At 41.0% G+C, this 5,244-nt stretch carries 1 pseudogene; it reads right to left on the bottom strand.

Annotation, left to right across the window (positions count from 1 at the left end):
• A pseudogene (locus ACFILA_RS09040) lies at positions 1-5,244 on the bottom strand (hypothetical protein); the annotation flags it as partial.

Here is a 5,244-nt window from a genome sequence, read left to right as displayed (position 1 = left end):
CCCTCCATTCGCCACCTTCATAGCTAGCTCCTCCTCCTAAATACATCGCTAGCGTCTGATGCAAGGAATAAAGCTGATTGCCCGTAATCGCCTCTGTCGAACCTTCAGAAATATCGCCATCTAAAACTGACTTCAGTTTGCTCTTACTTCTTTTATCTCCCTTCCCATGAAGCGCTACAAACGCACTGTCTTCATCACTCCACAACAACGCGTTCTGCTCAATATTGTCTGAAATCTCATTATGAAGCTTTGTAAATGAATTGCTTACACCGGCAAACGCTTCAGCAATATTGGGATAGCTATGCTCTTCTGGACTACCATCATCATTAAATGTCGTAACTTTGAAAGTAGGTGCTACCCATTGACCATCTTCATAGTGAGCGCCACCACCAAAATAAGTCGCTAGCGTCTGATTCAAGGAATAAAGCTGAGAACCATTCACTGCTTCTGTCGAGCCTTCAGAAAGTGTTCCAGCTTTCACGCCAGAGAGACTACGTGCATCACCATTCATGTTTGCAATTGTGATTGCACTACCCTCTTTTTCACCACCTATCTTGATTACCTTCGTATCATCATCTTGCTTAACAAGACTATCTCCTACAACTTTATTAATCTCATTCTGAAGCTCTTTATGAATATTCATGAATGAATCACCAACACCAGCAAAGGCAGACGCAACATCATCATAGCTCTGCTCTTCAACAGCACTACCATCCTCATTAACGGTCTTAACTTTGAAACTTGGAGCACTCCATTGACCTTCCTTATATTCAGCGCCACCACCTAAAGATTTAGCTATATTCGTAGCTGTTGTTTCAAGATTGTTTGACACACTGCTTACATTTTGATTGGTCGCAAAAAGCTGAGAACCATTCACTGCATCACTCGATGCTTCCGAAAGCGTTCCTGATTTCACACCAGAAAGGATCCGTGCAGCACCATCAATATTCGAAAGCTTAACTTCTGTACCACTCTTTTCACCCCCTACACTAATAACATGTGTCTTTTCATCTTGCTTAACAAGACTATCTCCTACAACTTGGTTAATCTCATTCTTAAGCTCTTTGTGAATATTTGTGAATGAATTCCCTACACCAGCAAATGCTTTGGCAACATCATCATAGCTCTGCTCTTCAACAGCACTGCCATCTTCTTTGACAATCTTAACCTTAAAGCTTGGAGCACTCCATTGACCTTCCTTATATTCAGCGCCACCACCTAAATAAGATGCAACAGTCTTATTCGTATCAAAAAGCTGAGAACCATTGATCGCATCACTTGAGCTTGCAGAAACCTCTCCATTGGAAAGAAACTTAATTTTACTGTTGCCTTTCCCAGCACCCTCTCCATGTGTCGCTACAAACGCATTATCTTCATCACTCCACAACAACGCATTCTGCTTAATATTTTCAGTAACCTCCGTGTTGTTTTGAGTGAACTCTTTTTGAAGATTCTCAAAAGATGTTCCTACACCAGCAAATGCTTCCGATACATTATCATACTTCTTCTCTTCAACTTTAGTACCATCCTCATTAACGGTCTTAACTTTGAAACTTGGAGCTGTCCAAGCGCCACCTGCATAACTAGCATCACCACCTAAAGACTGCGCAACACTGTTACCTAGAGCATATAGCTGATTTCCTGCTACAGCATCGCTTGAGCTAGCAGTAATGTCACCATTTGCAAGCGACGTTATCTTGCTGTTGGTCTTCTCACCGTCTTTTCCTCCATGCGTCGCTACAAACGCCTCCGCGTCCTTATTCCACAACAGCGCATCGCCTTGAACTTCCTGAGTAATATTCGTGACTTTGTCATTAAAGTCTTTAACCACATTCGTGAAAGAATTACCAACACCTGAAAGAGCTTCTGAAACACTATCGTACTCAGCTTCTTCTGATGTGCCATCTTCTTTAAGGTGTGTAACTTTAAATCTAGGCAACAACCATTGATCTTTCTCATACTTAGCATCACCGTTTAAGTACGATGCAAGATCTTTTCCTAAGGAATAAAGTTGGGAGCCATTGACTGCATCTGTCGATTCTTTCGTAATATCTCCTGCCGCAAGGAACTTAATCTTGCTGTTTGTCTTTGCACCATCTTTTTCTCCATGCAAGGCGACAAAAGCACCATCAGCCTTGCTCCATGATAAAGAATCTTGTGCAACTCCTTCTGAAACTTCCTTAATACGAGCGTTGATAGTGCTCATGCTGTCATTAATGTCATTAAACGCACCTGCAACATTATTACTGCTCTTCTTATCACCTTTCGTACCATCATTGCTGAAAGTCTGAATTTGGAAATCCGGATCTTGCCATTCGCCTTTCTCATTATAACCAGCACCTCCACCAAAATAGCCAGCAAACTGTTTTTGCAGATCATAAATCTGTCCACCCGTAATCGCATCACTCGAGCCTGATACTATAGAGCCAGCTGCAAGTGATGTAATCTTACTCTTGCTTTCCTTCTCTCCATGCGTCGCTACAAATGCCTCTGCGTCCTTATCCCACAACAGCGCATCGCCTTGAACTTCCTGAGTAATATTCGTGATGTTTTCAGTAAGTTCATTAAACTTATTCGTTAGGTTGCTATTTACATTCTTGAAATTCGTATCAATGCTTTCAATGGCTAAACCAACATCACTATAGGATTTTTCTACTTCCTCGCCTTTTGCATCAACACTGGATAATTTATAGGTTGGACCCGTGAAAGTACCATCTTTAAAGCTTGTACCTCCACCTAAGTATTCCGCAATATCCTGAGAAACCTTAGAAATCTGACCGCCATTAACCGCATCATGCGAATTCTCACTAATCTGACCTTCGGCAACATTATGCAAACCAACAGATGCAGAACCCTTACCTTTACCCAAAGTCACACTCGCATAATTAGTGATGCCATTATCACCATCTTTTTTATCATAGTGAACAACAGCCGATTCATCAGACTGAAGATTGTTAGAAAGCTTCTCTAAACTTTTATCAAGTTGCTCTTTGTTGACTGCTTCATTATTCTTCGTTGCTTCCTTCACACCGGAAAGTATTCTATCCCCTTTGTCTTTATTTGCGATATTGATTTCACTGCCTTCTACTTCTGTACCAATATTGATAACTTTTGTCTTTTCATCCTGCTTGGCAAGGCTATCACTGACAACATTAGTAATTTCATTGTTAATCTCTTTGCGAACATTGGTGATGGAAGCACCAACTCCAGCCAATGCCTCCGCTACAGTTTTATATTCCTTATCTTCAACATCACTACCATCACCTTTGACAGTTTTAACTTTAAAGCTTGGAGCACTCCATTGACCTTCCTTATATTCAGCGCCACCACCTAAATAAGTTGCAACATTGTCCCCTAAGGAATAAAGCTGACCACCTGTAATTGCGTCCCTTGAATCCTTAGCAATATTACCTTCGGCAACATTATGAAGTGCAACTGGTCCTGCATCCTTACCTTTACCTAAAGTCACACTGCTATAATCAGTTTTACCATCTGCCTGTTTATCGTAGAGAACCACTGCTGAATCATCAGACTGAAGGCTGCTGGAAAGTTCCTTCAGACTTGCATCAAGCTGACCTTTGTTAACAGCTTCATTATCCTTTGTTGCTTCACCAACACCTGAAAGAGTCCGATCCGTACCAGTCTTGTTGGCTATATTGAGTTCTGTACCTTCTACTTCTGTACCAATATTGATAACTTTTGTCTTTTCATCCTGCTTGGCAAGGCTATCACTGACAACATTCGTTACATCATTATGAACATTCGTGATAGAACTCGCAACACCAGCAAATGCTTCCGCTACACTATTGTAGCTTTCCTCACTTTCTTTACCTTCCGCATCAACTTTCTTGATCACAAAACTTGGTGCTTTCCATTGTCCATCTTTATCATAACCTGCACCTCCACCAAAATAGGTCGCAAATGTCTGATTCATTGAATAAAGCTGATTGCCCGTGATCGCTTCTGTCGAACCTTTAGAAATTTCTCCATCTAATAGAAACTTCAATTTGCTATTGCTTCCTTCCGTTCCATGCTTAGCTACAAACGCATTGGCTTCATTACTCCAATTCAAGGAATCCTGTGCGACTCCTTCAGAAACTTCCTTAATCCTCTGATTTACATTCTTGATATTTGTATCAAGTCCTTCAAAAGCTGAACCAACATTGGTAAAAGGTTTGGCTGTTATCTTACCATCTTTATCAATCTCCGATAAACTATAGGTTGGCCCTGTAAACGCACCATTATTAAAAGCTGCATTGCCCCCTAAATAAGTAATAACCTTATCATTCGTTTCAAAAAGCTGACTACCCGTTACAGCATCTGTTGATTTAGCGCTAATCTCACCATTTGCTAGAAACGTAATTCTACTGTTTTCTTGTGTCCTTACAGCTCTGCCTTTTTCTTCTTGCTTCTTCTCATGACGCGCGACAAACGCATGTGCAGTCTCGCTCCAATTTAAGGAATCCTGCGCTACCCCTTCAGAGACTTCTTTAATCCGCGCATTCACATTCTTGATATTATCATCAAGACCAGTAAATGCACTACCAACATTTTCAAAAGAACTGTCTGTTATATTACCATCTGCATCAACCTTCGATAACTTGTAGGTTGGTCCTGTAAACGTACCGCCAACAAATTTTGCATCACCACCAAAAAACTTGGCTAAATCCTGAGAAATCGTGTTTATCTGGCTACCCGTAATTGCATCATGTGAATTTTCAGCAATGGTACCATCTTTTACATTATGAAGTGCAACTGGTCCTGCATCCTTACCTTTTCCTAAAGTTACACTCGTGTAATCAATGCTGCCATTATCACCATCTTTTTTATCGTAATGAACAACAGCTGAATCATCAGACTGAAGGCTGCTAGAAAGCTTCTCTAAACTTTGATCAAGTTGCTCTTTGTTAACCGCTTCATTATTCTTCGTTGCTGCCTTAACACCTGAAAGTGTCCGATCTGCCTGCTCCTTATTTGCGATATTGAGTTCTGTACCTTCTACTTCTTTACCAATATTGATAACTTTCGTCTTTTCATCCTGCTTCGCAAGGCTATCACTGACTACATTGGTCACATCATTATGAACATTCGTAATAGAACTCGCAACACCAGCAAATGCTTCCGATACACTATTGTAAACCTTTTCCTCACCAGCACTACCATCAGAATTGACAGTTTTAAGCTTGAAGGTGGGGGCAACCCATTCTCCATTCTCATAACTAGCGCCACCACCAAAATAGCTAG

It is taken from the genome of Bartonella sp. CL71SXKL (assembly GCF_042194935.1).
Classification (GTDB): Bacteria; Pseudomonadota; Alphaproteobacteria; order Rhizobiales; family Rhizobiaceae; genus Bartonella.
Note: the sequence above shows the minus strand (reverse complement) of the source record. Positions and strands in the feature narration are given on the sequence as shown.